19 protein-coding genes (1 of these 19 only partly in view) are annotated in these 22,672 nt (G+C 41.4%); 11 read left to right on the top strand and 8 right to left on the bottom strand.

Translation table 11 applies throughout. From position 1 onward, the window contains the following. Nucleotides 1–8: 8 nt before the first annotated feature. The gene (locus MKZ26_RS09175) at nt 9–1,862 is read right to left on the bottom strand and encodes a transglycosylase domain-containing protein (RefSeq protein ID WP_340765894.1); all 1,854 of its coding nucleotides are present in this window, start codon (nt 1,860–1,862) and stop codon (nt 9–11) included. Nucleotides 1,863–1,938: 76 nt separating this feature from the next. Next, the gene (locus tag MKZ26_RS09170; protein ID WP_067206427.1) at nt 1,939–3,171 is read right to left on the bottom strand and encodes an MFS transporter; all 1,233 of its coding nucleotides are present in this window, start codon (nt 3,169–3,171) and stop codon (nt 1,939–1,941) included. Between the two features lie 128 nt (nt 3,172–3,299). On the opposite strand from MKZ26_RS09170, the gene MKZ26_RS09165 reads away from it, so the two are divergent. Then, the gene (locus MKZ26_RS09165; protein ID WP_269465605.1) at nt 3,300–4,049 is read left to right on the top strand and encodes a peptidylprolyl isomerase; all 750 of its coding nucleotides are present in this window, start codon (nt 3,300–3,302) and stop codon (nt 4,047–4,049) included. A 42-nt stretch (nt 4,050–4,091) separates the two neighbouring features. Beyond that, nucleotides 4,092–4,310: a hypothetical protein gene (locus tag MKZ26_RS09160; RefSeq protein ID WP_231885773.1), complete on the top strand. Its 219-nt coding sequence runs from the start codon at nt 4,092–4,094 to the stop codon at nt 4,308–4,310. Between the two features lie 126 nt (nt 4,311–4,436). Here MKZ26_RS09160 and MKZ26_RS09155 read toward each other — a convergent pair whose 3' ends face one another. Next, on the bottom strand, nt 4,437–5,612 hold the full coding sequence (locus MKZ26_RS09155) for a MalY/PatB family protein (RefSeq protein ID WP_340765888.1): 1,176 nt from the start codon (nt 5,610–5,612) through the stop codon (nt 4,437–4,439). A gap of 75 nt (nt 5,613–5,687) precedes the next feature. Here MKZ26_RS09155 and MKZ26_RS09150 point away from each other — a divergent pair, with 75 nt between their 5' ends. Next, nucleotides 5,688–5,948, top strand: coding sequence for a DUF1871 family protein (locus MKZ26_RS09150; protein WP_338653350.1), 261 nt, complete (start codon nt 5,688–5,690; stop codon nt 5,946–5,948). Nucleotides 5,949–6,439: 491 nt separating this feature from the next. Here the strand turns inward: MKZ26_RS09150 and MKZ26_RS09145 are convergent, their stop codons facing one another. Next, nucleotides 6,440–7,762, bottom strand: a complete 1,323-nt coding sequence (locus tag MKZ26_RS09145; protein ID WP_067206432.1) for a sodium-dependent transporter — start codon at nt 7,760–7,762, stop codon at nt 6,440–6,442. Between the two features lie 153 nt (nt 7,763–7,915). Between MKZ26_RS09145 and MKZ26_RS09140 the strand changes: the two genes are divergently transcribed. From MKZ26_RS09140 to yugI, 3 genes are all read left to right on the top strand, one after another. After that, a complete protein-coding gene (locus MKZ26_RS09140; RefSeq protein WP_340765886.1) occupies nt 7,916–10,075 on the top strand; it encodes an RNA polymerase sigma factor in 2,160 nt (719 codons plus the stop codon). A 16-nt stretch (nt 10,076–10,091) separates the two neighbouring features. After that, nucleotides 10,092–12,260, top strand: coding sequence for an RNA polymerase sigma factor (locus MKZ26_RS09135; protein ID WP_340765883.1), 2,169 nt, complete (start codon nt 10,092–10,094; stop codon nt 12,258–12,260). 113 nt (nt 12,261–12,373) lie between these two features. Next, nucleotides 12,374–12,748: a S1 domain-containing post-transcriptional regulator GSP13 gene (yugI, locus tag MKZ26_RS09130; protein ID WP_340765880.1), complete on the top strand. Its 375-nt coding sequence runs from the start codon at nt 12,374–12,376 to the stop codon at nt 12,746–12,748. Nucleotides 12,749–12,925: 177 nt separating this feature from the next. On the opposite strand, the gene MKZ26_RS09125 is transcribed toward yugI, so the two are convergent. Further along, nucleotides 12,926–14,242 carry a sigma 54-interacting transcriptional regulator gene (locus MKZ26_RS09125; RefSeq protein ID WP_335339516.1) on the bottom strand — a complete coding sequence of 439 codons (1,317 nt, stop codon included), beginning with the start codon at nt 14,240–14,242 and terminating at the stop codon, nt 12,926–12,928. A 133-nt stretch (nt 14,243–14,375) separates the two neighbouring features. Here MKZ26_RS09125 and pruA point away from each other — a divergent pair, with 133 nt between their 5' ends. The 3 genes from pruA to MKZ26_RS09110 all read left to right on the top strand — a co-directional run bounded on the left by pruA (nt 14,376) and on the right by MKZ26_RS09110 (nt 18,620). Continuing rightward, complete coding sequence (gene pruA, locus MKZ26_RS09120) at nt 14,376–15,920, top strand: L-glutamate gamma-semialdehyde dehydrogenase (protein ID WP_187046931.1); 1,545 nt, start codon at nt 14,376–14,378, stop codon at nt 15,918–15,920. A gap of 182 nt (nt 15,921–16,102) precedes the next feature. Then, nucleotides 16,103–17,296, top strand: a complete 1,194-nt coding sequence (locus MKZ26_RS09115; RefSeq protein WP_067206454.1) for an ornithine--oxo-acid transaminase — start codon at nt 16,103–16,105, stop codon at nt 17,294–17,296. A 79-nt stretch (nt 17,297–17,375) separates the two neighbouring features. Next, nucleotides 17,376–18,620, top strand: coding sequence for a Glu/Leu/Phe/Val family dehydrogenase (locus MKZ26_RS09110; protein WP_067206457.1), 1,245 nt, complete (start codon nt 17,376–17,378; stop codon nt 18,618–18,620). 43 nt (nt 18,621–18,663) lie between these two features. Here MKZ26_RS09110 and MKZ26_RS09105 read toward each other — a convergent pair whose 3' ends face one another. Further along, on the bottom strand, nt 18,664–18,900 hold the full coding sequence (locus tag MKZ26_RS09105) for a DUF378 domain-containing protein (protein ID WP_067206459.1): 237 nt from the start codon (nt 18,898–18,900) through the stop codon (nt 18,664–18,666). A 118-nt stretch (nt 18,901–19,018) separates the two neighbouring features. On the opposite strand from MKZ26_RS09105, the gene MKZ26_RS09100 reads away from it, so the two are divergent. Next, nucleotides 19,019–20,182 carry an iron-containing alcohol dehydrogenase gene (locus tag MKZ26_RS09100; protein ID WP_067206462.1) on the top strand — a complete coding sequence of 388 codons (1,164 nt, stop codon included), beginning with the start codon at nt 19,019–19,021 and terminating at the stop codon, nt 20,180–20,182. A gap of 50 nt (nt 20,183–20,232) precedes the next feature. On the opposite strand, the gene MKZ26_RS09095 is transcribed toward MKZ26_RS09100, so the two are convergent. Both MKZ26_RS09095 and MKZ26_RS09090 read right to left on the bottom strand, forming a co-directional pair. Then, a complete protein-coding gene (locus MKZ26_RS09095; RefSeq protein WP_340765877.1) occupies nt 20,233–21,243 on the bottom strand; it encodes a cation diffusion facilitator family transporter in 1,011 nt (336 codons plus the stop codon). 12 nt (nt 21,244–21,255) lie between these two features. Further along, the gene (locus MKZ26_RS09090) at nt 21,256–21,978 is read right to left on the bottom strand and encodes an MgtC/SapB family protein (protein ID WP_067206468.1); all 723 of its coding nucleotides are present in this window, start codon (nt 21,976–21,978) and stop codon (nt 21,256–21,258) included. Between the two features lie 114 nt (nt 21,979–22,092). Between MKZ26_RS09090 and MKZ26_RS09085 the strand changes: the two genes are divergently transcribed. Continuing rightward, nucleotides 22,093–22,672, top strand: partial view of a DMT family transporter gene (locus tag MKZ26_RS09085; RefSeq protein ID WP_067206471.1) — the 5' portion only. Its footprint extends 323 nt past the window's final position; 580 of the gene's 903 nt are visible here — the first part of the coding sequence; its start codon is at nt 22,093–22,095; the stop codon falls past the right edge of the window.

The raw sequence follows: 22,672 nt of genomic DNA, 5'->3' as shown, positions 1-22,672 counted from the left end.
GTGAATGGCTAGTCCTGGAGTAGTGTGGAAAATATACGCAAATGAAGTTTCTGATCGCTCAAGAGCTTTAGAGATTGCGGACTATCATAGCCGACCCAGACAGCGGTTGTATAGTTATCGTTCAACCCTCCAACCCATAGATCTTTATAATGATCTGTGGTGCCGGTTTTTGCTCCCGTATACGAAGTTGTATAGGGGATACCCCGGCCAGTTCCGTTCAATACGACATCTGACATCATGCCGCGAATGTTGGTAACAGTAGTAGGAGACCAAACGTCCTCTTTGTCATCAGGCCATTCGTATAAAATAGTCCCAGCTCTATCCTTTACAGCGCGTATGGCATGGGGAGGGGTATATTGCCCATCAATGAAACTCGAATAAGCCCCCGCAAGTTCAAGCGGCGTCATCCCTTTTGCAAACCCACCGAGAGCAGCTGCATAGTTCATATCCTGTTGTGTAACTGATTTGAATCCGAATGGTGCTATATAGCTGAATGCCTCTTCCACTCCAATCATTTGAAGCAATCTGACCGCTGCTGTATTATGACTTTGTCGAAAAGCCTCTTTTACCGTAACATTGCCATAAACGTAACCGCCGATATTTGTCGGGCAGTACGAGCCGATGCAAATAGCACCACTGTTAATGGGGGTGTTTTCTGTATAGGAACTACTTTCAAACAGTGGAGCATAGACCAAAAGCGGTTTCATAGCCGAACCAGGTTGTCTGACAGCCTGGAATGCACGGTGGAAATCAGCTTTTTTATAGTTTTTACCAGCGAATAGGCTGATGATTTCACGGGTTTCATTGTCGATAACCGCGGCACCTGCTTGCACGCCTTTAGGTTGTAAAAGGGAGGAGATCGTTTGGTCATTTCGGCGCTGCTTTCCAGGGTTAAGAGCCGTTTCGATAATCAATCCTTTGGACAACACTTCAGCTGTCCGTTGTTTAATAATCGCTTCAAGGGCTATTTTTTCTGCATCATCTTTCGCATACGTCATTTTTTCAGATAAACCTTCGGACTGAGCTATGAGATCAGTAAGTTCCGCAAGTACATATGTACTGTAGGCAGGAAAGGCATTCACTTTTTCCTTCAGATTTAATTGGATAGCTGTGTTTTTATGCACTTCAGCTTCCTCGGAAGTCAGAATTCTATTTTTTGTCAGTATAGACAATAGGCGTTCCTGTCTTACTTTTGTCTGATCGAAATGTTTCAGTGGATCATATAAAGAAGGGTTGTTTGGGATCGCCGCAAGGAAGGCCATCTCCGCCCCATTCAGTGCATCTAAGGGTTTGCTGAAGTAATATGTCGCCGCGGCACCAATGCCGTACACTTGATGGCCAAAATACATTTCATTCATATACATTTCCAAGATTTCATCTTTTGTCGATTGTTTTTCAAGCTCGGCTGCGTAAAAAAGTTCCGTCAACTTACGTTCATAGGTCTTTTCAGTCGATAGAAAACGCATTCGCACGACTTGCTGTGTAATGGTAGAAGCACCTTGTCTGACATCGTCCGTTGCGGTATTGACAGCGAATGCACGCACGATTGCGGCTACATCATAGCCTTTATGCTCGAAAAACCCCGTGTCTTCACTTTCTAGGAACAGTTGACGCGCGAATAAGGGAATGGACGACAGTGGGAGTGGATCGCGCCACTCTATATATTCTTCTGCAAAAATGAGCCCATTGCCATCTTTCAACGTCACGGGGACATTGACCTTCGGGGATGACAGTTCTATGGAGTCATTGATCTGGTCATTGAAGGATTCAGCGCTCTTCAATTCGACTGCAATAGCTTCTTGGACAACAAAGAGAATTGGTATGGTTAGAAGAATAAAGATGAAACCAATAACATGTTTCAATGGATTTGCACTCCGTTCAAGAAATCATTCACTAACAAAAATATAGCACACTCCGTCTAGCGAAGTGTGCTGTTTCTTAACTATGTGTCCGTTTATCCTCAGCAGCAAGGAAGTCCTCAAAGTCCTGTACGGGTTTTCGTTTGGCATAATAGAGAAAGGCAAACCCAACCAGGAATAGAACGCCAGTGACGATGAAGACAGACGAAATACCGATGAAACCACTGACGATTCCGCCAAACATTGGACCTATAATATTCCCGAGAAAACGGAAGCTGGTATTATAACCCATGACTTCTCCTTGAATATCGACTGGTGCCTCACGTCTAACTAGTGCAGTCGTTATAGGGATCATTCCACCGAGCGCAATACCGAACAGCAGTCGCCAAAAGATAAGTTGCCACAGCTGTGTTACAAAAGCTTGTGGGATGATAAAGATAAATGATAGGAGTAGCAGAATTGACAACACTTTTTCGTAGCCGATGTCGTCACCAAGCTTGCCCCAGCGGCGTGCGAATAATAGATTGCCGACCCCTGCTGCACTGAAGGTAATCCCAGCTAGGAAAGCTACGTCTTTTGCATCCGTCAAATGAGAAACGTAAAGCGACAGAAGCGGCTGAATACTGAAGTTACCTACTTGAATAAGTGCGGTAACAATCATAACGTTCAACATAAGCCGGTGATGTAGCAAGCCGCTAATAATCGCTTTACGGGAATACTGGATAGCTTTCGGATTTTTTACCCGTTTTTGTTCCTTGATGCCGAAGAGAACGATAAGTGTAGCGACAATTACGGAGATGGATGTAATGACAAAGGTATATTGGAAACCGAATGCATCTGCCAGTAAACCTCCAAATACAGGGCCGAATAGTGTGCCCGTCACACTGCCCATCTGCAGAGTCCCTAGCATTTTTCCAGCTTCCTTTTTCGCAGTCTGAGAAGAGATAAATGCGAGTGAAGTTGGTATGAAACCTGTGACAACACCATTCAGTAGCCGAAGCAGGAAGAACATCTCTACGGAATCCACAAATCCCATTAGAAAAACGGATGTTGCAATCCCGAAGCCATTGATGATAAGAATAGGCTTAAAGCCATATTTATCGGCAACTCGCCCCCAAATCGGTGACATAATGAAAGCCGTGACAAATGAAGCGCCAAAAATAAGGCCAGACCATTTTTGAACATATGCTTCGGGATGATCGCCAAATGTTTCGATATAAAGGGATAGGAAGGGCATGATCATCGTCATTGTCCCTGCAACGAGGACGTTGGAAATCCAAATGATGATGAAATTCCGTTTTTGCACGTCCATTTAGAAAACCTTCTTTCTGTGTCGTGCTTTTCATTCAGTATAAAACAATTCGGAAAACGAAGGAAGTATCATGCTTATTCGTCGAAATAGATTGTCCAATATGATAAACTGATTCAGGGTGAATGTTAATGAGGAAAATGTATTTCTCCCTTCTGACAATCGTTGGTCTCGTCTTACTTTCCGCTTGCGGAAATAGTACGTCTGAGAACAAAAAAACAGAAGAAGTAGTGTCTGCTGGCAAAGCGCCAGTGGAAGAAAATAGCACGAAGAACTCAGAGGAGGCAACAACAATGTATCCACAATTATCAAAAGAAGTAGCAGCAACTGAAGCATTAGTTATTATGAACACAACAATGGGGCCAATCAAAATCAAGCTTTTCCCTGAACAAGCACCAAAAACAGTTGAAAACTTCTTAACACATGCAGAAAACGGTTATTATGACGGTATTATCTTCCACCGTGTTATTGAAGACTTCATGATTCAAGGCGGCGACCCAACAGGAACTGGTATGGGCGGAGCAAGTATTTTCGGCGATACATTTGAAGACGAATTTACTATGGATCTATTTAACTTAAAAGGAGCTCTTTCAATGGCGAACGCTGGTCCAGGAACAAATGGCAGCCAGTTCTTCATCGTTCATGCTTCAGAAGTACCTGCTTCAGTTGATCAACTGAAAAAAGGTGGATATCCAGCAGAAATCGCTGAAGCATATGGCGAAATGGGTGGAACTCCGCACTTAGACCAAAAACATACAGTATTCGGCCAAGTTATTGAAGGCATGGATGTTGTCGACAAAATTGCTAAAGTTAAAAAAGGGCGTCAAGATAAGCCTGTTGAAGATATTTCTATTGAATCAATCGAAATCCTTCAAAAGTAATTCGAATCATATGAAATTTACAATGTGAGGAAGTGGATGTAAGTGAACGCACTATTAATGCCGTTCCTTTACTTTCCTGAAGACAAATCAGAATATATACCAGCCGCGATTTCAATGTTTTTCTTTGCGATTCTATTGGTACTTACATTCATGTGGATTCGACGCAAGTCGAAGAAACAGGAATTAGAAGCGAAAGAATTTGAAGAACGTATTTTACGTGAACGCCGCGAACAAAAAGAAAACGAGCATCCTCAAAATTGAGGATGCTCGTTTTCTTTTAAAAAATTGTAACGTCAACTCCGTGATTGTAACGTCAACTCCATGATTGTAACGTCAACTTCGTGATTGTAACGTCAACTTCATGATTGTAATCACAACTGTGCTAAATCACTCGCTTAATGCAGTGATAAAACGGTTAACGCCGTCTTGAACAACTGAAAGCGGTGTTGCGACATTCATGCGAAGGAAGCCGCGTCCTGCTTCGCCGTATTTTGTACCTGGATCAAGGGCAAGTTTACCTTTATTCAACAACTTGTCCATTATTTCCGACTCGGTAAATCCAGTACCACGGTAGTCAATCCACAGAAGGTATGTACCATGCGGCTTAGCAATTTTTAAGGCAGGAATTGCAGCTGTTAGTTCATGAATTGCATAGTCCATATTGGTAGAAACGGTTTCAAGTAATTGTGCTAGCCATGGGCCTCCATCTTTATAGGCGGCAGTCAAAGCTGCGGCTGCAAAAGAGCTCAAATCCATTTGACCATGTGCCATTGCATTCAATGTGAGTTTCTCTCTAACGCCTTCATCTGTAGCGATCATTAATGCTGCTTGGATACCTGCGAGGTTAAACGATTTTGTAGGTGCAACACACGTAATGATACGTCCTGCTTCTTCATCAGCGAGCGTTGCGAGTGGAATATGTTTATGCCCTGAGAAGACTAGATCGGCGTGGATTTCATCCGATAAAATCAAGACATCATATTTTGTACACAGTCGTAACATTTCTTTCAATTCGCTTGCAGTCCAGACAATACCACCAGGATTATGCGGATTGCATAAAATGAATAACTTTACGTTTTGTTGCAGGCATTTCTCGAATTCTTCAAAGTCGATGGAGTACACACCGTTGTCCTCTTTCATAATACATTCGACCATATTTCGTCCTTGACGTTTAGGGACTTGGAAAAAGGGCGGATAGACTGGAGATGTGACAAGAATGCCGTCACCTGGATTCGTAAACGTTTCAACGACTGAAGCGATTGCCGGAACTACACCATGGTGGAATAACATCCATTCGTTTTTGGTTTCCCACGCATGGCGTTCAGCAAGCCATGTACTTACTGCGTCTTTACAGCCTTCGCAAATATATGAGTAGCCGAAAACGGGATGATCGAGACGTTCTTTCATCGCATCGATAACCACTTCCGGTGCAGCAAAGTCCATATCTGCAATCCACATCGGTAAAATATCGGATGCATCTTCGATTCCATAGATCATTTCCATTCGGTCCCATTTTACAGAACGCGATTTACGTCGTTCAATTACTTGTTCAAAGTTATTCATGGAAATCTCCTCTTTCCTTTTTTCTCTACTATGTTATCATAATCTAGACTATTGAGAAAAATAAGGTGACTCATTGTGCAAACTATAGAAATGAACAAAAAGGCTGTAGCACTTCTTGAACAATGGGACCCATTTGACGTAGGACCAAAAGCGTATGCACACGAAATCGTTGATGTCGTATCGGACTTACAGCGTCTTGATCATCCAACCGACCTTGCAAAACGAATTCGGGAAATTTACGAACAATCTTATAAATTATGGATTCCAATCGAAAAGTGTGTTCAAATTTCTTATAAGCTGTTAGCGATTAAATACGAGGCGAAATGTATCGTCTGATTTTTGTGTGGCTGTACCCATTTTAATACGGGTACAGTCTTTTTTATACAATAAAACACGAAACCTGTTGATTGACCAAAAGTAACCAGTGGATAACATGATCAGCGACAGGGTGTTACGTGTATAGTTGACTTTGGATTGAATGAATTCTATACGATTACCGAGATGTCTGGATATGTAGGGATACGACAAAGTCGCATTCCTACATATTTTTTTATAGAATATCATCTACTTTTTTCTTCCAAAACAACTGCGTTTTTCACTTGAATAGTACTGGAACGTGGCAGGTAACTATTCCCAACAGAGCTACACTAGGACCCCTCGGTAAATCTGTCATGAATAGTTCGCCGAAAGCGTACCGGAAATGATCCAGTGAAAATGAAGGTCATCAAGTCCTTCTCACCAGTATTTTATGCAGCTAATGGTTAATCAACAGACGTGAAAAACACCCGCAAATCCAGTTACTGGATTTGCGGGTGTTTGTAGTACCATTAAAGTCCGAAAATCGATACGATGAAAATGACGATGATGGCGACAGGTGCGGCATACCTGACAAGGAATTTCCAAAGGCTGTTCATCACAGGATGCATGCGCAGCTCGTCGTCTGTTTGCGATTTCGTCAACACAAAGCCCGCGAATATCGAAACGAATAACGCACCTAAAGGCATACCGATTTTGCTCGTCAATGTGTCTGCAAAGTCAAAGATGGAACCGCCGAATATTTTCACGTCAGACAGGACACCGAATGACAGCGCGCTTGGAATACCAACGATGAAGATAAGAATTCCAAATACCCATGCAGCACGTTTTCTACGCTCGATTTTCTCGCGGATCCCACTAGACACGACAATTTCAAGCATCGCAATCGATGAAGTAAGTGTAGCGAAAAGCATCAAGATGAAGAAAATAATCATAAACATATTGCCAAACGGAATCTGGCTAAAAATGGCTGGTAAAACGACGAAAATTAGCCCCGGTCCTTCTTCAGGTGAATGGCCGAGTGCGAACACTGCGGGAAATATAACAATACCGGCTAAAATTGAAATGGTAATATTTAAAATCGCAACGTTCATTGCCGATTGCCCTAACTTTTCTTCTTTCGGTAAATAAGATGCATAGGTCATCATTGCTGTCACCCCAACGCTCAGTGAGAAGAAAGCTTGACCAAGTGCAAGTAAAAACGTAGAACCTGTCAAGTGAGACCAATCAGGTACAAACAGGAATCGAACACCTTCCATTGCACCATCCAATGTTAATGAACGGATTGCAAGAATGATGAAGAATATGAACAGCATTGGCATCATCCACCTGCTCGCCCGCTCAATACCTCCCTTAATACCACTTTGTACAATCCAAATTGTCAGCCCCATGAACACGGCCTGAGCAAATAGAACTTCTACTGGATTGGCGATGATTGTATTGAAAAGATCGCCATGATTCGTAGCATCGAGTTTGAAGAAAATAGCTCGTGTTAAATAGGAAAGAATCCAACCCCCGACCACGCTATAAAATGACAGGAGAATGAATGAAACTGCAAGTCCCATCCAGCCAATCAAAGGCCACTTTTTACCAGGCGCCAATCGTTTTAGTGATGTAATTGCATCAGCCTGTCCCATTCGACCGATGACAAACTCTGCAAGTAAAATCGGAAGTCCGATTGCAATTGTACAAATAATGAATAGTAGAAGGAAAACACTTCCGCCGTTCATCCCCACCATATATGGGAATTTCCATATTGCACCGAGTCCGATCGCACTACCGGCAGCTGCGAGAACGAAACCGATTTTTGACGACCATTGATCACGTTGTTTCATAAGATATTCACTCATTTCATTAGGATACAGATTTTCTAATTGTACACTAACTAAAAACGAATACCATGGTAATTTGAAACAAATTACGATGTCTATCTATCTTTGGTATAATTGAAATAATTAGACATTTTGTGATGAAGGGGTGGGTTGCCTGTGAAAGAATCTGAGTTGATGCAAAAGGTGAGAGCTGGAGAGAAGGATGCTTTTGAAAAATGGATGGGCATTTATTCAGGAGACATTGAACGTTTCGCCGTCCAGTATGGTTGTGCGTTAAAACAGGCAGCTGATGTAGCGGAAGAAACGTTTAGAAATTTACATAGCCAGTTAGATTCCATTAGCAATGAAGAGTCGCTTGTTTGTGCGTTATATAAAGATGCATTAAAAAGTCTAGCATTTGTTCAACAAACTGATGCGCCGAATGAAACGATATTTCCATTTGAAGAGGATCAGGAATTGCATGACCAGATTGTAAACCTTGAAATGGGATATAAAGTACCGTTCATTCTTTCACAATTCCACAAGCTGGATGATTCAGAGATTGTGAAAATTACGGACACCTCCCTAGAAAAAGTTGAACAAGCTATAGCGGTGGCATTCCGTGATATGGGAGATGCGCAATTGAAAAAGAGGTTGGAATTCCTCAATAAGTCATATAGGCGCATGAAGTCTTCGTTCAGAAAAGAGCAGGTTTTTGCAAAGCCTCAACAGGAGATACGGACAACTGGAAAATTGAAACAAACAATATCAAAGAAGGCCATGATTTCCTGGATTGCCGGAATCATAGTGCTGCTGTCGCTTGTAATAATTCCTATAGTTACAGGGGAAGAATACAAAAAAACTTCAGCTGAAAAATATGTAGAACGGTTGAAGGAGTCATTTGAGCAAGAAATAGGGGGCCGCTATTCTGAACTGGGCCTTATTGAATCGACCGAGGAAGAAAAACTAGACTATAATTATATATGGTATGGCAATCAAGCACGCGCTGATTTTGAGTCGATGATAAAAAGATATGAGGGCGTTATTGACAAAACTGGTACTTTGAATAAAAAGAAGATAGAGGATGAGTATGGAAAAATAATTAACAAATTGGAATTACCATCTGAAATGGCTAACCGATTAGTAAAAAAACCGCTTGCGAACGATAAAGCGAAAAGTGGAGAATTCATGAAGGGCTATTTGGAAAAGTATGACGTACTCCAACAAGCTTATTTCATGACATTTATCAAACATGAACAGATTACCGCAGATGCAATCGCTAACGAATCTTTTGCTGCCGATAAGTTTATTCAGAAGAAAGATACATATCCTGAAGACTTGCAACAAGCATTAGATGGGATGATTAAACAAAACATCTATCCAACTTTTATTAAGGGATTTGGCACATTAGCTCCAAGTTACGGTAAGAATGACTTCAGCGCAAAGATTCGATCTTCAATCCACGAAGATTTTGGTGGTTTTTTCACATTATTGGAATCTGCACCTTTCGTATCGTATCCGGGACTAGCGCATTCCTTAGAAGACTCGGTTGATTTTTTATTGGACATGGAAAAAACATTGTTGTCAACAACTATCAATGATGAAAAGACTAACATGCTCAGTTGGACTTACAACGAACTCTTTTATGTAATCGTCGGGGCGGCGGAACTTGATCGTATATTTGGCACTGATGGCAAGGTGAAAACGGAGTTTCGCGAAGGATGGGAACGAATCGCTTCTGCCGGTGAAGGCTCTCCAGCAGCTTATATTATGCACATGATCATCTCCGAAATGGAAGCAACAGATTGGACGGATTCAAAAAGCCTCAATCGTTTAGGAGTATATGACGTTCATCAAGCATTGGAGCTTGCGAAAGCGGGAAAGCTTGAATCGTATAGCATAAGCGGGATTATGCAAACTGAAACGGGTATGGAAATTGTGACGCTTCCCAATCCTAGCTTTGAGAACGTAGTTCAAGAGACATATTATTCATTCTCCTTGAATCATGATCTTTCTAAACTAAAAAAAGTTAGTCCCTTGGTTATTATTGGTGTTTACTTTTACGCGAATGATCAAAAAGATCCAGAGACGATGTGGCATCTTTATAGTAAAACAAAAAATGTAGTCAAACTTGAAGAATTCGTTGATGAATGTAGTCAATTTGATATAGATCTTTATAGTCTCGATAGTCTGCAATTTGATGGTAGCGAAGAAACGGCGGGTTCAATCGGATTTCAGCGTGGAAATACTCATTCTGTAGGTACACAGATGGCTTTGAATGAAGATTTCGTATGGGAAATCGAGCATATTATTTTAAATCCGATGGTTTTTGAATAAGGGGATGACTTCGTACATGGAAGAATCTGAGTGGATTGAAAAAGTGAAAAATGGGGATCCTGTAGCATTTGCAGAATGGATGGACATTTACTCATGTGACATTGAACGGTTTGCATTTCAGTACGGCTGTTCTCCAGAACAAGCTGGCGAAGTGGCTGAGGACACATTTAGAGAAGTAGTTCAGCAAATGAAAACTTATGTAAATGAAGACGGTGTACAGCTTGAATTATATAAAATAGCGATTAAAAAATTCTCGGATTTTGAATTGATTAGTCCAATTCCGAGTAGCATTTTGACCTTTGAAGAAGACGAACAGCTACATCATCAGATTGTCCAGTTAACGAGTGAAGAGAAGCTCGCGCTCATTCTTTCTCAGTTTCATGGCATGAATGACGAAGAAGTGGCAGTGATTATAGGAATTCAAGTTGATGATGCAAGGCGTAGACTCACTGCTGCCTTCAATCAACTTGAAGGAGGGAATTTGGAAAAAAGGCTTGCATTTCTCGGTAAATCCTATAGGCGGATCCGTTCTTCATTCAGAAAAGAAATGGTTTTTCAGGGCCCAGTTGAAAGTTTGACAGAAGTTCGAATTGAAAAGAAATCAATAACAAAGAAGGCTCTTTTTTCATGGATTGCTGGTGTTGTTCTACTGATTATACTGCTAACAATTTCAGTTTTGAATAGCGAAGAATACAAGAAGTCTTCCGATGAAAAATACCTAGCACGCTTGAAAATTTCTTTTGAAAATGAAATGGCGACAACATTCATGACATTAGGGCTCGTTGAACCTATAGGGGAAGAACAAGAATTCTACAGGGAGATGTATGGGCATGACGAACGTCAACAGTTTGAGAAATTATCGAAGAAACTTCAAAAGCAACTAACTAACAATGAAAAGATAAATAGAGAAAATGTGCAGAAACAGTACGAGGAAATTATGGGGAATTTGGAATACCCTTCAGAAATGGTTGCTAAGCTGTTAAAAAAACCATTGACGGATGACAGGGCTAGTAGTGAGGTGTTTATAAAAGCATATATAAATAAAGTCGATTGGATTAGTGGTTTGTATAGGGTTGCGTTATACGAACATAAAGGAGTAATTACTGAAGAACTTGAAAATGGAATGATAGATGTTGAAGAACTTCTTCTGAAGAAAAATACATACCCAGAAGAAATTAGAACAGTTTTGGGGGCAATGGGAGACCAAAACATTGGGCTTGTCAAAGAATCTGAATGGGATTATTTCCATCCCATATATCTGGAAAATGAAGTGAGTTTGGCAATAAGAGATTCAATTCATGAAGATTTTAGAGGGTATTTGACATTTTTGGGAATGAATCCATTTAATTATTTGGCAATTCAATCGGGATCCACACTTCAACAAACCGTAGATTACATCGTAGAACTAGAGAATACATTGCTTGTTGATCAACAAGAGGATCAATTATATCAAAATGTACTGGGTTATTATAACAATGTATTTTATGATAGGTTTATTTTAAATGAAGATGGTCGGTTAACGGGGAGTGATGGGAAGTTGAAAAAAGAGTACCGTTTAGCTTGGGAGAAACTTGCTAATACGGGAGAAAACTCTCCGTCGGCATATATTATGCAACAAATCGTGAAAGAAATGGAAGAGAGTGACTGGGAGACATCAGATAGTTTAGAACGGCTAGAGTACCATCATCTTTATGATGCTGTTGGTTTTGCTAAAAGGGGGGACTTACAATTATTTACTCTTGAAAGTGTAATGCAAGAAAGCGATAACGAAGTGGCTGTCAATAATCCGGAGTACATTCAAGAAGTCGAGAGGACATATGTGAAATTCACCAAGGGACATCGGCTGAATGCTTTGGTTGGCGTTAAGCCAGTAGTCATACTCGGTGTCTATTTGTATGCAAACGAACAAGAGGATCCAAAGACGATGTGGCATCTGACTAATCGTGAATCTCTTTCGCTTACATTGAAAGAGTACGTTACTACTTGGAGGAAGCAAGAATATCAAATAGAAAAAGCTGACATTTTGGTAGAGGAGGTAGGGAGCAATGTATTAAACGGGGTTCCTCTTACGCCAATTAGCTATGAGTACAAAGCGGATATCGTTTATGATGGTTGGCTAATTTTGGATGAAGGGACTGGAGCGTGGTTGATTGAAACAGCACCTAAAGTCATTGTTAAGCAGTAATTGCGTATGGCTAGCAGACTGCCAAATTTTTGCTTGCCCTCTATAAACATGATATAATTTTAAGTGGCCTTAAGGGCAGAATCGATAACAAAATAGATTGGGAGCTGTTTTAAATGGCGCGAAAATATGAAGTAGGCGAAGAGTTTTCGGGCAAAGTGACAGGTATCCAGCCGTATGGTGCATTTGTTGCACTCGATGGTGAAACACAAGGACTTGTACACATATCTGAAATCACATACGGATTCGTAAAAGACATTAATGAATTTCTAACTGTGGGGCAAGAGGTCCAAGTGAAAGTACTGGAAGTCGACGAAGCTGCAGGTAAGATTAGTCTATCAATTCGTGCTCTTCAAGAAGCACCGGCTGCAACACGAAAAGAAGACCATCCGCGCAAGTCACTGCAAGCGCGTGTTGACGAAAGTGATGCAGAAGGATTTAATTCGTTGAAAGACAAACTTCAAGACTGGATCGAAAAGTCTGGGCAGTAAAGAAAAGCGGAGGCGGCCGCTCAGACGCCACAGGCATAAGCAGACAAAGGAAGGCAGTCTGAGTTCGCCGCGTCCTGCGGCAATGGCTACGTAACTCACATCCTGTGAGCCTCCGAGCGTTTGGCCGCTGTAGCTAGACAATAAAAAGTGAGGAAAAAGGCATAATGGCCTTTTTCCTCACTTTTTTAATTTCCGCAGTCGGTACTGCAAATTCTGCCTGCTCATACCAAGCGCATTTGCAGTTTTTGTGACGTTCTTATCATTGAGTTTCATCGCTTTTTGTAAGTAATAGGCTTCCGCCTCACGCAAAAACTGTTCAAGCGGTAGTAGCTCTTTGCCAGGTTGGACGATGAAATCAGCAGCCTGGGTCGGTTCGTCTGTGATATCCGCGCTTTTCATCCGGAAATGGAATGGAAGCAAATCATAGGTAATGGCAGTCTCGGTCATCGCTAGAGAAGAGATTTCGTCGAGAAGAAACTCGAGCTCCCGGGTATTTCCAGGCCATTCATACCCGAGGAAAAGATGTTCAACTTCGGGTGTAATATCTTTAAGTGTGGAACCGTAGCGTTCATTGCGCCGTTCCAAATAAGCAGAAATGAACGGTAATATATCTTCTTTTCGTTTTCGCAGAGGCGGAATTCGAATTGTGAATGAAGCAAAGAAATAATACAAGTCTTTTAATAATGTGCCCGAAGCGATTAATTCGACAGGGTCATCCCCGATACTTGCGATGAATTGCTTATTACTGTTAGGTGATTTCAAAAGAATCGATAGCAATTTTTGCTGTAATGGAATGGATAACAAATCGATTCTTTCGCAAAATAATGTAAGAGGATCCTCTACATTTAAATCTTTATCTAAGCGTCCTATAAGGATTGGGTCTGAACTATGACAGAACAGGGTATAGAGTACGGTGCTGGAAGGTGATAATTCATTATGTATGCTTTCAGCGATAAGATCCTTACCTGTACCTGTTTCACCGATTAACAATACCGGTAATTTTGCTTTCGCTGCTTTTTTTGCAGTCGCAATAACCACTTTCATAGGCGGGGAGGAAGCAATTATTTGATTGAATGTTACAGGATCACTACTTTTTCGAAATGGCTGAAGAACGAATTTCTCGAGAGCTGTTACGTCACGGGCTAATTCAACAGCTCCAATGAGAGTTTGTTGGTTAAAGATTGGATATGTGTCATTAATGGATGTGATTTCTGTACCTTTTCGGTTCCAGTACGTTTGTTTTACATTTAGTTGTTCTTTGCCGCTTTGCAAAACTTTTAACAGTGTACTTTCTTCTTGGTCGAAATTGAAAAGTTCTAAAATTGAACGATCACCCACATCTTCGAGTGCAAGTCCTTCGATTTCTTTCATCTTTTCATTATAGATGACAGTTCGACCATTGTTGTCAACGGCATGTATACCAACCGCGGCACGACGCACTGCAAACTCATAAAAAGGGAAGAGTGAATCGTCTATATTCTTCAAAATAATCACCTTCCAAATACTTTTTTTGAAAAACTAATGAATAATGCTTGATATCTGCAACAATCTTTTGCATTATTATATATGTAATCAATTACTAAGTGCAAATAATATTTGCGTTTCATAATTAAAGAGGAGGAATAATATGATTCCATATAAACACGAACCATTCACAGATTTCACGGTAGAAGAGAATAAACAAGCTTTCCTTGAAGCTTTAAAGCAAGTTGAAGGATACCTTGGTCAAGACTATCCACTTATTATTGGTGGAGAGCGCATCATGACTGAAGAAAAATTAGTATCAACAAACCCTGCGAACAAAGAAGAAGTAATCGGTAGCGTTTCTAAAGCAAGCAAAGACCTTGCTGAAAAAGCGATGAAAGTTGCTGACGAAACATTCAACACTTGGAAGAAAGTTAAACCTGAATTCCGCGCAGACGTATTATTCAAAGCTGCTGCAATTATCCGCCGTCGCAAACACGAATTCTCAGCATTACTTACTAAAGAAGCAGGTAAACCTTGGAATGAAGCAGATGCTGATACAGCTGAAGCAATCGATTTCCTAGAGTTCTATGCGCGTAAAATGCTTGAACTTAAAAATGGTATCCCTGTTGAAAGCCGTCCAGGCGAATTCAACCGTTTTGACTACATTCCTCTTGGAGTTGGCGTTATCATCTCTCCATGGAACTTTGCATTCGCAATCATGGCGGGAACGACAGTTGCTGCTCTTGTAACAGGAAATACAGTACTTCTTAAACCTGCATCGACAACACCAGTTGTTGCATACAAATTCATCGAAGTACTTGAAGAAGCGGGCATGCCAACAGGTGTTGTCAACTACATCCCAGGTTCTGGTGCTGAAGTGGGCGACTATCTAGTTGATCACCCAAGAACACGCTTTGTGTCATTCACTGGTTCACGTGAAGTAGGAACACGCATCTACGAACGTGCGGCTAAAGTGAACGAAGGCCAAATCTGGTTGAAACGTGTTATCGCTGAAATGGGCGGTAAAGATACAATTGTTGTTGATAATGAAGCAGATCTAGAACTTGCTGCACAATCAATCGTGAAATCTGCATTCGGATTCAGCGGACAGAAATGTTCAGCTTGTTCACGTGCGATCATTCACGAAGACGTTTACGACCAAGTCGTAGAACGTGTTGGCGTATTGACGAAAGAATTGACGTACGGTGATCCAACTGAGCTATCAAACTTCACTGGCCCAGTAATCGATCAAGCGTCATTCGACAAAGTTATGAGCTACATCGAAATCGGTAAAACAGAAGGTCGTTTAATCGCAGGAGGAACAGGCGACAGTTCGAAAGGATTCTTCGTTGCACCAACAGTTATTGCGGATCTTGATCCAAAAGCGCGCGTTATGCAAGAAGAAATCTTTGGCCCAGTTGTCGGTTTGTCGAAAGCGAAGAGCTTCACTGAAGCTATCGAATTTGCAAACAACACGGATTACGGCCTAACTGGCGCTGTCATCACAAACAACCGTCATCACATCGAACAAGCTCGTGAAGATTTCCATGTAGGTAACTTGTACTTCAACCGTAATTGCACAGGTGCAATCGTTGGTTACCAACCGTTTGGTGGATTCAACATGTCAGGTACAGATTCAAAAGCTGGCGGACCGGATTACCTACAACTTCATATGCAAGGTAAAACAACTTCAGAAACACTATAAGAAAAGCGTAAGCGCCTTGGTAGACCCGAAAAGCGCTGGAAGGCCTGAAGATAAAGGCGCACTTTGCCTTTAACTTATGGACTGAAGTGACTCGAGGAGCTAGGCGCTGGAGCTAGACACTGATTTATCAGACCCATCTATTTGGGTGGGTCTGTCTTTACATATAAAGGGGAGGGAAATGTATGTCGGTATCAGAAAAAGTAATTGTTCAAACAGAGAAATTTGGGGCAAACAACTATCATCCACTGCCAATCGTTATTTCTGAGGCACAAGGGGTTTGGGTAAAAGATCCAGAAGGTAATAAATTTATGGATATGCTTTCCGCGTATTCAGCAGTAAACCAGGGGCATCGTCATCCGAAAATTATTCAAGCATTGAAAGACCAAGCTGATAAAGTAACGCTTACTTCCCGTGCTTTCCACAATGACCAACTTGGTCCATGGTATGAAAAGATTTGTGAACTGTCAGGCAAAGAAATGGCACTTCCTATGAACACAGGAGCTGAAGCTGTTGAAACAGCTATTAAAGCAGCACGCCGCTGGGCTTATGACGTTAAAGGAATCGCAGAAGACCAAGCAGAAATCATTGCGTGTGAAGGCAACTTCCATGGTCGTACAATGACAGCTGTTTCACTTTCTTCAGATGCTGAATATAAACGTGGATTTGGTCCAATGCTTCCAGGCATAGACCTTATTCCCTACGGAGATATCAAAGCACTTGAAGCAGCAATTACACCAAATACTGCTGCATTCCTTATCGAACCGATTCAAGGTGAAGCAGGTATTATTATTCCGCCAGCAGGTTATATGAAAGCAGCACGTGAACTTTGTAAAAAGAATAACGTTCTATTTATTGCAGATGAAATTCAAGCCGGCCTGTGCCGTACTGGAAAAATGTTTGCATGTGAATGGGAAGACATGGATCCGGATATGTATATCCTAGGTAAAGCACTAGGTGGCGGCGTATTCCCAATATCTTGTGTACTTGCTGACAAATCTGTTCTTGGTGTATTCAATCCAGGATCACACGGTTCAACTTTTGGTGGAAATCCTATGGCGTGTGCAGTATCAATCGCGTCTTTAGAAGTGCTGGAAGAAGAAGAACTGGCGAAAAAATCTCTTGAACTCGGAAATTATTTCATGGAAGAGTTAAAGAAAATTGAACATCCGTCGATTAAAGAAGTACGCGGACGCGGATTGTTCATAGGTGTTGAGTTAACTGAAGCTGCTCGTCCATATTGTGAAGAGTTGAAAGAGCTTGGATTACTATGTAAAGAAACACACGATACAGTGATTCGTTTTGCTCCGCCACTCATTATCACAAAAGAAGAATTGGACTGGGCAATAGGTAAAATTAAAAAAGTTTTCGTTAACTAAAATACTTAACAATATAAGTGTCCGATATGTTACAATATATGCATAGAAAACATTATGAATCAAAGAGGCGAATCATTAAATGACTGAAAACCTGAATCTGTTTACGTCTACACAAGCTCTTTTTAAAGATGCACTTGATAAACTAGGCTACGATGAAGGAATGTACGAACTTCTAAAAGAACCACTTCGTATGATTGAAGTACGTATTCCTATAAAAATGGACGATGGCAAAGTAAAAGTCTTCACGGGTTACCGTGGACAGCATAACGATGCGGTTGGACCAACAAAAGGTGGCGTACGATATCACCCGCAAGTAACGTTAGAAGAAGTAAAAGCGCTTTCTATGTGGATGACATTAAAAGCTGGCATCGTCGACCTACCATATGGCGGCGGTAAAGGTGCAATCGTTTGTGATCCACGTGAAATGTCTATGGGTGAACTTGAACGACTAAGCCGCGGTTATGTCCGTGCCTTAAGCCAAGTAATGGGACCTAACAAAGATATCCCAGCTCCAGACGTATTCACAAATGCGCAAATAATGGCATGGATGATGGATGAATATAGCCGTATTGACGAATTCAACTCACCTGGCTTCATTACAGGTAAACCAATCGTTCTTGGTGGATCGCAAGGTCGTGACCGTGCGACTGCCGAAGGGGTAACAATCATTATCGAGGAAGCGGCGAAACGTCGTGGGATTGATATGAAAGGTGCACGTATCGTAATTCAAGGTTTCGGAAACGCGGGTAGCTTCCTATCTAAGTTCCTTCATGATGCTGGCGCGAAAGTAATCGGAATTTCCGATGCTTATGGTGCACTTCATGATCCAGAGGGTCTTGATATCGATTACTTACTAGACCGTCGCGATAGCTTCGGAACAGTAACTACACTTTTCGATAACACGATTTCGAACCAAGAATTACTTGAACTCGACTGCGATATTCTTGTGCCTGCGGCAATCTCTAATCAGATTACTGAAAAAAATGCACATAATATCAAAGCAACGATTGTTGTTGAAGCAGCAAATGGGCCGACTACAACTGAAGGAACTAGAATTCTTAAAGAACGTGGAATTCTACTTGTTCCCGATGTTCTTGCAAGTGCGGGCGGCGTAACAGTTTCATACTTTGAGTGGGTCCAAAACAACATGGGCTACTATTGGACTGAAGAAGAAGTGCGCGAAAAAATGACGAAAAAAATGGTTGAAGCATTTGAGAACGTCTATACAACTGCGGAAACTCGTAATATCGACATGCGCCTAGCAGCATATATGATTGGTGTTCGTAAAACTGCGGAAGCATCACGTTTCCGTGGTTGGGCATAATCAAAACAATAAAGGCATCTCCCGGTTTAAACGGGAGATGCCTTTATACTTTTTCAGGAACCGAAACAATTACCTCATCGTGATCCTGCCGCTGATTAAATAGCAAGCCAAGGTTGATGAGACCTGAAACTCCTATGATGATATAAATAAATCGTGCGAGCGGTTCCGCGGAACCACCTGCGAATTGTGCAACAACGTCGAAACGGAATATTCCTGCTACTCCCCAATTGAGTGCACCGATAATTGTCAGTGCTAGAGCTATTTTATGAACTTTACTCATTTTGCAACACCTCCTTAAATTACTATGCCCAGAAGACTGATTTTCATACGCGCACCTTTATTTTTGCAAAATGGTTTATTGTTTCGGATAATGAAAGAATAAAGGGAGGCAATATAGAATGAATGAATTTGTATTCCATAATCCTGTTAAGCTTATTTTTGGAAAAGGTCAACTTCAGAAATTATCACAAGAACTAGCGAATTACGGTAAAAAGGTGCTTGTCGTTTATGGGGGCGGCAGCATCAAGAGAAATGGTCTATATGATGAAGTAATGGCGATTTTAAAAGAGAATGATATGGAGGTACATGAACTTTCAGACGTTGAGCCAAATCCGCGTGTGTCAACTGCGCGAAAGGGTGCGGAGATTTGTAAGGAAAAAGACATCGACGTTATCTTAGCGGTTGGCGGAGGATCAGTTATCGACTGTGTAAAACTTATTGCATCGGCAGCGAAATATGAAGGTGATGCATGGGATCTTGTAACGAGGAAAGCGTTCGCGGAAGATGCAATCCCATTTGGTACAGTTTTGACACTTGCAGCAACAGGTTCGGAAATGAATGCCGGATCTGTTATTACTAATGAAGAAACGGAAGAGAAGTATGGATGGGGCGGTCCGTTTAATTACCCGAAATTCTCTATTCTTGACCCAACCTATACATTATCTGTACCCAAAGACCAGACGATTTATGGGATTGTTGATATGATGTCCCATATTTTTGAACAATACTTCAATAATGCAAAGAACACGCCTGTACAAGATGAGATGTGTGAAGGTGTGCTACGTGCAATAATGGATAATGCACCAAAGCTTGTCGAAGACTTGGAGAATTATGATTTACGTGAGACGATTTTATTTGCGGGTACTATAGCGTTGAATGGCTTCCTTCAAATGGGCTATCAAGGTGACTGGGCGTCACATGATATCGAACATGCTGTGTCCGCGGTTTATGATATCCCGCACGCAGGTGGGCTTGCGATTCTTTTCCCACATTGGATGAATCATAATGTTAACGTTAATCCTGCGCGATTTGCCAAGCTTGCTGTCAACGTATTTGGAGTTGCACCAGAAGGTAAGACGCAGGATGAGGTCGCGTTTGAAGGGATCGCACGTCTAAGAGCATTTTGGACGTCTATTGGAGCGCCTGAAACGCTTGCCCATTATGACATCGATGATTCGAAACTGGATTTGATGGCAGAAAAAGCAACAGTCAACGGGCCACTTGGGCAATTCAGTAATCTAAATAAAGAGGATGTACTATCAATTTTAAAAGCTTCATTATAAGAGAATTAAAAACGTCACGTCGGGGCTATCTCTCCGGCGTGACGTTTTTGTTATTCAGGGAATTTTGAACCGAATTGCTTAATTGCATCAGTGGAATTGGACCTTTTCCATGTTGACACACCGTCATCTTCATCAAAAGAAATTAAAACGTCCTGTACACCTTTTTGATTGAGGATAATTGTCATGAGTCGGTCCCGCACATCGTCGACATAGGCGACTGTATGGGATGGGTCAACTTCTGCGACAATTTCAACATGAAGGAATTCGCCTTCTTTGATAACTTCAATACGTTGAATATCTTTTACATCGGGATCTTCAGCAACGAGTAGGGAAATGTGATTGAGCATTTCCTCGTCCGTTTCCCCGATTGCACCACGTGCATTTTCGAGAAATACTTTACCAACCACATAGAACATCATCATACCAATCATAATGGATGCAATGCCTTCCGCTACAAGTAGCCCAAGGAAATGAGCCAACAGGACAGCGGAAAATGCGAGAAGTCCGCCTAGTGTTGCGACAAAATCTTCCATGAATACGAGTTTTGTTGCGGGTTTAGCACGATTGAGGTTTTTAAAACCTAGTGTAATGGGAGCAATCCCACCTTTATCAATCCCTGCTTCATGAAGTATCTCTTTACCCGCCTTGTAAAGTACAATGCATTCCAAAATGATACCTATACCAAGAACAGAGAGATTTATAATTAAATTTCTCATTCCGCCTGACTCAGATGGATTTACGATATGATGCCACCCGCCTATGATAGCCTCATAGGACATGATTCCAACTATAATGACAGCGCCCAGACAAACTAAATTTACGACACGGCCGAATCCATTAGGATATTTCGGGGTGGGTGCTTTTTTCGAAAGAGCAGAACCAACGAAAACGAAAAACTGGTTCGCTGCATCACCAAATGAGTGCATCATTTCTGCAAACATAGCCACATTTCCGGTGAAGAAGAATGCAATGGCTTTTAAACAAGCGATTACTGTGTTAACAATTGCTGCGAGTAGTGAGGGTTTGTTGCCTTCTTTTAAAAGTTTTAGTATGTCTCTCATAATTTTCCTCCGTTATGGGAATATTTCGATTTCAACCGATTCGATATAAGGTAGTGTCGACAACTCGATATACAAATTAGACGTATGTCTTTTAGGAAGTGCTGAGATTCGAAAATGAAGTTCGTGCTGTACTTGAAGATCCCTTGATAGAATTTGCCGAATCCGCAGATTCTCGATTGTCATGCTTTCTATCTTCAGGTAAGTAATGAGATCTTCAATCTTTGATTTGTCCGATAACACTACAATGAAGGAAGCTTCTTTTGTACGAAGTCTCTTTGGCCCCAATTTATCAAGTGCAGGTGCAAGGACTTCAATGACAAACATCACGGCTAGTACAGCAAACGCAGCTTCAATATAAAAACCGGCCCCAACAGCAATCCCGATACTTGCCGCTCCCCAAATCATAGCTGCTGTCGTTAACCCAGTAATGCTGTCATTACCTCTACGCAGGATGGCTCCAGCTCCGAGGAATCCGATACCGCTGACAATTTGGGCAGCTAAGCGGAGCGGATCCATCGTTACGTTAATATCATTCCGCGCTGGAACGAGATAAGCTGCTTCTATAGAGACGACAGTCAGAAGGCAGCTAAAAGTGGCGATAACAGCACTCGTTTTTAATCCAATCGGTTTCTTCTTTATTTCCCTCTCCACACCAATAACTAAACTTAAAACTAAAGCGAGCGTGATTTTAATTAACACTTCGGGATACATCGCTTCATTTGCAATCCAAGTCATAATCGTTCCCCCCTAGTAATGTCCTCTCTTAATTACCATGTTATACTTACAACTATCTATTGTCTAAAAAGATAGAGATGTAACCTAATTCCTTTTGAAAGAGATGTGTTAGAAATGGAAAAGCCTCGAATTCATCCGTATATCCCAATTATTATAGGAGTGATATCAGTAGCACTATCGGCGATATTCGTGAAACTCGCCACAGCAGATGCTGGTGTGATTGCATTTTATAGAATGTTCTTCTCTGTGCTAATTATGTTACCGCTCTTTCTTATGAAGTATAGGAAGGAAGTATTGACGCTCAGTAAAAAAGATTGGATCTTCTCGGCAATTGCCGGAGTATTTTTAGCCTTTCACTTCATTCTATGGTTCGAGTCATTAAATTACACATCGGTTGCTAGTTCAACGGTGCTAGTTACCTTACAGCCCATATTTGCTTTTGTAGGAACGTACTTCTTCTTTAAAGAGAAGTTATCGTTCAAAACAATTTTATCTGCTTTGATTGCTGTAACGGGAAGTGTAATCATTAGCTGGGGAGACTTCAAGCTGAGTGGCACTGCTTTTTACGGAGATATGTTGGCGTTAATTGCATGTGCGCTTATTACTACCTATCTGCTATTCGGACAAGATGTACGTAAACGTCTTTCTCTTATTACATATACATTTGTTGTTTATTCGATAAGCACAATTACGT

Origin of the sequence: Sporosarcina sp. FSL K6-6792, assembly GCF_038004885.1 — a bacterium.
In the GTDB taxonomy this organism is placed as follows: Bacteria; Bacillota; Bacilli; order Bacillales_A; family Planococcaceae; genus Sporosarcina; species Sporosarcina psychrophila.
The sequence above is the reverse complement of the archived record's forward strand: the minus strand, read 5'-3'. Positions and strand labels throughout refer to the sequence as shown.

Coding starts and splice junctions, on each gene's coding strand:
- pruA (WP_187046931.1), top strand. CDS start 14,376: ATGATTCCATATAAACACGAACCATTCACAGATTTCACGGTAGAAGAG.
- MKZ26_RS09170 (WP_067206427.1), bottom strand. CDS start 3,171: ATGGACGTGCAAAAACGGAATTTCATCATCATTTGGATTTCCAACGTC.
- MKZ26_RS09145 (WP_067206432.1), bottom strand. CDS start 7,762: ATGAAACAACGTGATCAATGGTCGTCAAAAATCGGTTTCGTTCTCGCA.
- MKZ26_RS09105 (WP_067206459.1), bottom strand. CDS start 18,900: ATGAGTAAAGTTCATAAAATAGCTCTAGCACTGACAATTATCGGTGCA.
- MKZ26_RS09155 (WP_340765888.1), bottom strand. CDS start 5,612: ATGAATAACTTTGAACAAGTAATTGAACGACGTAAATCGCGTTCTGTA.
- MKZ26_RS09135 (WP_340765883.1), top strand. CDS start 10,092: ATGGAAGAATCTGAGTGGATTGAAAAAGTGAAAAATGGGGATCCTGTA.
- yugI (WP_340765880.1), top strand. CDS start 12,374: ATGGCGCGAAAATATGAAGTAGGCGAAGAGTTTTCGGGCAAAGTGACA.
- MKZ26_RS09095 (WP_340765877.1), bottom strand. CDS start 21,243: ATGAGAGACATACTAAAACTTTTAAAAGAAGGCAACAAACCCTCACTA.
- MKZ26_RS09090 (WP_067206468.1), bottom strand. CDS start 21,978: ATGACTTGGATTGCAAATGAAGCGATGTATCCCGAAGTGTTAATTAAA.
- MKZ26_RS09100 (WP_067206462.1), top strand. CDS start 19,019: ATGAATGAATTTGTATTCCATAATCCTGTTAAGCTTATTTTTGGAAAA.
- MKZ26_RS09165 (WP_269465605.1), top strand. CDS start 3,300: ATGAGGAAAATGTATTTCTCCCTTCTGACAATCGTTGGTCTCGTCTTA.
- MKZ26_RS09110 (WP_067206457.1), top strand. CDS start 17,376: ATGACTGAAAACCTGAATCTGTTTACGTCTACACAAGCTCTTTTTAAA.
- MKZ26_RS09115 (WP_067206454.1), top strand. CDS start 16,103: ATGTCGGTATCAGAAAAAGTAATTGTTCAAACAGAGAAATTTGGGGCA.